This window comes from Acinetobacter sp. 228 (assembly GCF_048147885.1).
In genome coordinates this window covers 1-1,074 of record NZ_JAYWYV010000548.1, presented here as the reverse complement: position 1 = coordinate 1,074, position 1,074 = coordinate 1, and the positions used below count along the sequence as shown (strand labels likewise).

The window sequence follows — 1,074 nt, the reverse complement described above, 5'->3', positions numbered from 1 at the left end:
ACGTATTAAAAATATGTGTGAGGCCATCTATCTTCACAAAGACCCTGAAAAGGCAAAACAAGCGGTTGCTGAACATATTGCTGAAGCTGCTGCTGTCGCAAAAAATATTTTAGATGCGTGAAGTCACAAATTTTAGGAAAAGGTAAATAGGCCTTTATTGAATAAGTTATAGGGAAATACGATATGTCTGCGTACTGGATTGCTCATGTCACCATTCATGATATGGAACAATATAAACAATATATGGCCACTGCTCCGCAAGCTTTTCAAAAGTATGGTGCCAAGTTTCTTGCGCGTGGCGGTGCCTCGGAAGTCTTAGAAGGACAAGAGTTTGAACGCCACGTGGTGATTGAGTTTCCAGATATGGAAACTGCACGTGAATGTTATTTTTCACCTGAATATCAGCTTGCCAAAAGTAAACGCCAAGGCTGCTGTGATGTCATGGTGAGTTTTGTTGAAGGGATCTAAATAGCTGAATTGATTTCTCAACTTGAGAAATCAATTCTATTTTAAGTTGTTATATCAGCGAGCTTATTTATATGTTTTAAATAAACCTTATAAAAACCTCACCATTAACTCATCGTTCAATCGAAAAAATTTCAAGCAAACTAATCAGCTTCTTCTTTTTTAGAAGAAGGCCCCAAAGCCATACTCGAAAATACGCCATCGCGATAAATCCATGCATGTAATAATGCAGCAGATAGATGACCAATAACGACAGCAAATAATAACCAAGCCAAAATTCCATGTAATGTACGGAACCAAGCGTAAAGCGTAGAGTTGGTTGGTGCTATAGGTGGAAGATCCCAACCCGGAAATAAAGTGACAGGCCAATTACCTGCCGATAGCGTCGCCCATCCGAGCAATGGCAAACTAAACATCAAAATATAAAGTAGCCAATGTGATGCATGGGCAAGAAACGCCTGCCAGCGCGGTACAGTCGGCGGCAAAGGTGGAATTGAATAACAGAGTCGATTTATTAATCTTATGATGACCAATAATAAGATTGCGATTCCTAAAGGACGGTGAATATCGATTAACCACGGACGCCAAGTCATTGAGGTGGTCATTCCT

At 40.1% G+C, this 1,074-nt stretch carries 2 protein-coding genes and 1 pseudogene; 2 read left to right on the top strand and 1 reads right to left on the bottom strand.

What is annotated here, in order from left to right; translation table 11 throughout:
* Together VXQ92_RS20685 and VXQ92_RS20680 are read left to right on the top strand one after the other, a co-directional pair.
* Window positions 1-121, top strand: a pseudogene (locus VXQ92_RS20685) (GntR family transcriptional regulator); the annotation flags it as partial.
* A 62-nt stretch (window positions 122-183) separates the two neighbouring features.
* Window positions 184-468 carry a DUF1330 domain-containing protein gene (locus VXQ92_RS20680; RefSeq protein WP_001277471.1) on the top strand — a complete coding sequence of 95 codons (285 nt, stop codon included), beginning with the start codon at window positions 184-186 and terminating at the stop codon, window positions 466-468.
* A 140-nt stretch (window positions 469-608) separates the two neighbouring features.
* Here VXQ92_RS20680 and VXQ92_RS20675 read toward each other — a convergent pair.
* Window positions 609-1,074, bottom strand: a 466-nt coding sequence (locus tag VXQ92_RS20675; RefSeq protein ID WP_416683036.1) for a cytochrome b, incomplete at its 5' end; no start/stop codon positions are given.